The 3,721-nt window shown below is 63.8% G+C and carries 4 protein-coding genes; 1 reads left to right on the top strand and 3 read right to left on the bottom strand.

All coding sequences use genetic code 11. The annotated features are described in order from the left end of the window. Positions 1-583 (top strand): transposase (locus ACP5E6_RS17105; protein WP_427956208.1); only part of this gene is annotated, 583 nt, incomplete at its 5' end. A 112-nt stretch (positions 584-695) separates the two neighbouring features. Here ACP5E6_RS17105 and ACP5E6_RS17100 read toward each other — a convergent pair. From ACP5E6_RS17100 to ACP5E6_RS17090, 3 genes are all read right to left on the bottom strand, one after another. Beyond that, complete coding sequence (locus ACP5E6_RS17100) at positions 696-1,643, bottom strand: ABC transporter permease (RefSeq protein ID WP_427956206.1); 948 nt, start codon at positions 1,641-1,643, stop codon at positions 696-698. Continuing rightward, a complete protein-coding gene (locus tag ACP5E6_RS17095) occupies positions 1,640-2,632 on the bottom strand; it encodes an ABC transporter permease (protein WP_427956205.1) in 993 nt (330 codons plus the stop codon). The genes ACP5E6_RS17100 and ACP5E6_RS17095 overlap by 4 nt, the downstream gene beginning before the upstream one ends. Next, positions 2,622-3,721, bottom strand: a 1,100-nt coding sequence (locus ACP5E6_RS17090) for a sugar ABC transporter ATP-binding protein (RefSeq protein ID WP_427956203.1), incomplete at its 5' end; no start/stop codon positions are given. The genes ACP5E6_RS17090 and ACP5E6_RS17095, both read right to left, overlap by 11 nt.

Raw genomic sequence — 3,721 nt, 5'->3', positions numbered from 1 at the left:
CACGTCCGGGCGGGCCTTGCTGCTGGAGATCAGAGACCTTGGCTACACCGGCAGCATATCTCACCTGGGCCGGCTGCTGGCGGGTTGGCACCGTGCCGGGTGCCCTGTCACTGTCGATGCCGCCACGACTGCCACGCCCCATTTGATCGATCCGTTGACCGGACATCTGGTCTCGCCGATTTTGGCCGCTGCATTGTGTGTCGAGCCGCGCGGCTTGCTGACGGACGCCCAGGCGGCAAAAGTGGATGCGTTCAAGACAATATCTCCCGCATTCTCCACGATGCGAGCATTGGCCATGCGCTTCCGGGGCATTCTGCGCGGCGGCGACGTCGAAAAGCGCATCGTCTGGCTGCATGACGCCGACCTCTCAACACTTTATGGTATTCGCCGCTTCGTCCATACGCTGCGCCAAGATTTGGCGGCGGTTGGCAATGCAATAACCGAAACTTGGAGTAACGGTCAGACTGAAGGTCAGATCAACCGGCTGAAGACGCTGAAACGGGCGATGTACGGCCGTGCGGGCGTCGATTTGCTCCGCGCACGAATGATCCCCCTCAGACTCAACCCGACTCACGCGAATTGAGGCAGAGCCATTTAAGGAAAACTCACATTTGACATGCAGCCGACTGGTTGATCCAGCGGGTCTGCTTCTCCGGTGCGCGTTCCGCAGCGGCCCCGTCATGCCGGGCGGCCGATCAGTCGCGATCTCGTCCGTAGGCCAAGAGCAAGACCAGAATGACCACACCATAGGCGATGCTTCTGATGTAATCGGGCATGTTCAGTGCGAGCAGCACCGAAACCAAGACGGTGAGGCTGACCGCGCCGGCGGCGACGCCGAGGTACTTGCCGCGTCCGCCCAGGATGTTGACGCCGCCGATCACAACGGCGGCGATTGAGGTGAATAGGTAGGGATCGCCCATGCCGAGAGACGCCTGGCCGCCGAATCCGACCAGCATGACGCCGGTCAGGGCGGCGAAGAATCCGCTGACGGCATAGAGCGCGATGGTCAGGCGTCCGACATCGATTCCGGCGAGAACCGCAGCGCGGGTGTTGTTGCCAAGTGCGTAGGTGGCGCGGCCGAACCGGGTCAGGCCGAGTGCGCCGCTGACCAGGACGATCACGACGAGCCAGAGCCAGAGCGCATCCGGCACGCCGAGAAAGCCATCGTGCGCGAGGCCCTGGATCAGCGGCGGCGCATAGGAAGAGCATGACCCGCAGGTGAAGCCACCGGACAGGCCGAGGGTCAGCCCCTCGATGATACCGTTCATTGCCAAGGTCATCACCACGGCGGGGATGCCGAACCACGCTACGCCGATGCCGTTGGCCGCGCCGACCACTGCCCCCATGCCGAGAGCGGCGACGAGGGCTTGGGGCGCGCCGGTGTTGCGGCCTAGGGAGGTCGTGGTCATCACGATGGCGGCGGCGTTGAGCACCCAGGGCACCGAGAGATCAATGCCGCCGATTAGGATGACGAAGCATTGGCCTGCCGCGACGAGACCGACGAACGAAGCGATGACCAGGATCGATTCCACGCTGGCCAGGCCGAGAAAGCCTGGATGAACCGCGTCGCCCACGACGAACAGTGTGATCGCAGCGGTGAACGCGTAGATGACCCGGCGGGATTCAACGGTGAGGCGCCTCATCGCCGCCGCCTGATTGCGCCGCCGATGACGCCGCCGACCACGACCGCGAGCAGTAGGAACACGCCCTCATAGAACGACTGATACAGCGGGTTGACATGGCTGAAGAACAGGATGTTGACGATCAGCGTGGTTATGAAGGCTCCGGCGATTGCGCCGATTGCCGAACCCCGACCGCCGAACAGCGACACCCCGCCGAGCACCACCGCAACGATCGAGGAAAGGGTATAGGAGTTGCCGGTGGTCGCATCGCCTGCCGTCGCGCTGGCGGCCAGAAACAGGCCGGCGGCAGCGGCGAGCGTACCGTCGATCATGTAGGCGATGATTTTGGTGCGCAGGACGTTGACCCCGAGGGCTCGGGCGGCTGCTTCGTCGTTGCCGATCGCATAGAGATCGACCCCGGTACGGGAGCGGCGAAAGGCGGACCAGCCGATGGCGAGGAATGCGATGAAGATCAGGGCGAAGGGGTCGTTCGGATTGACCAGGAGATTGGTGTAGCCGGCGGGGATCGCTCCGCCCGGCTGCGGCAGCACACGGATCGCGAGGCCCTGGAAGATCGAGAGGGTTGCCAGAGTGACCACAATCGGCTGCAACCGGCCAAGGGCTACCAGCAGACCGTTGACCAGACCACAGGCGGCACCGACCAATAGGATCACCACCGACCAAGCCAGCGCGCCGCCCAGCGATTTTCCCATGGTGACAGCGGCGATGGCGTTGGCGAGATCGACCACGCCGCCGACCGATAGATCGATCCCCTTGGTCAAGATGACGAAGCTCTGGCCGACGGCTGCGAACACGAGCGGGGTCGCGCTGTTGACCGTCGAGGTCAATTCGAAATTGCCGGGCAGACGGTGCTGGGCGAGGCCATAGATCAGGATGAATCCTAGGATCGCGAGTAGGAGGATTGTGCCAGCGAGGATCAGGCCGATGTTCTGGGCGACGGTGTGGCCGAGGCGGCTGCCGCGCTGCAGGGTTATCGACTCAGGCGGCATGAGGCTCGGCTTGAGCGGCGGAGTCGCGCATCGCGGCGGCAACGATGGCTTCGGCGGTCAGGGCAGCCCCATTGAGTTCGGCGACGAACCGGCCGCGCCTCATGATTTTGACGCGGTGGCAGATATGCGCGAGTTCCTCGGCGTCCGACGAATAGAACAGGATGGCGTAACCCTCGCGTGCGAGGCGGCTGACCAGGTCGTAGATTTCGTGCTTGGTTGCGATATCGACGCCGCGGGTGACGTCGTAGAGAAGCAAGATCCGCGGCCTGGTTTGTAGCCACCGGCCGAGTAGGACTTTCTGCTGGTTGCCACCGGACAGGGCACCGACCGGCTGGGCGGCATCGGGCGTGCGGATGGAGAGGCTTTTGATCGTTGCATCGATGATGGCACGTTCGGCACCGGGGCGGATCAGGCCGAAGCTTGAGAGGCGACGCAGGATCGGCAGGGTAATGTTGGTGCCGACAGGTAACGGCAGGAACAGGCCCTCGCTCTTTCGATCCTCGGGCACCAGCGCGATGCCGACGCGGATGGCATCACGCGGGGTCGCGATGGTGGTTGGTCTGCCCTCGATCTCGATCCCGCTTTCGAGAAAGCCGGGGGCGCCGAACAGGCCGAAGAACAGGGCGCGATGTCCATGGCCAGCAAGGCCACCAATGCCAAGAATCTCGCCGGGATAGATGTCGATATCGAACGGTTCGATATCGTCGGCGCGCGCACCGCGCAACGAGAGCAGGGGTGGGGCAGAAGGTGGGGCCGTTCGGGGGGGGAAGAGGGCACCGAGATGCTGGCCGGTCATCAGGGTGATGGCCGCATCTTCGTCGATCGTGGTGAAGGTGCCGACATCGGTGCCGTTGCGAAAGATGGTGATTTCATCAGAAATGGCGGCGATCTCGCCCCAGCGATGTGAGGTGAACACGATGGCTGTGCCACGCGCGCGCAGAAGGCGGATCTGGCCGAACAGCCAGGCCACCTCGCGTTCGACCAGGGCGGAGGTCGGCTCGTCGAGCAGCATGACGCTTGGATCGGTCAGGATTACCCGCGCGATCTCGATGATCTGGCGTTCAGCGAGGGAGATATCGGTGGTGAGCG

Origin of the sequence: Acidiphilium sp. (genome assembly GCF_049977125.1) — a bacterium.
GTDB lineage: Bacteria > Pseudomonadota > Alphaproteobacteria > Acetobacterales > Acetobacteraceae > Acidiphilium.
This window is presented reverse-complemented; position numbering and strand designations above follow the sequence as displayed.

Bases quoted from the DNA above. Each gene is read 5' to 3' on its own strand.
- ACP5E6_RS17100 (WP_427956206.1), bottom strand. From the start codon at position 1,643: ATGAGGCGCCTCACCGTTGAATCCCGCCGGGTCATCTACGCGTTCACC.
- ACP5E6_RS17095 (WP_427956205.1), bottom strand. From the start codon at position 2,632: ATGCCGCCTGAGTCGATAACCCTGCAGCGCGGCAGCCGCCTCGGCCAC.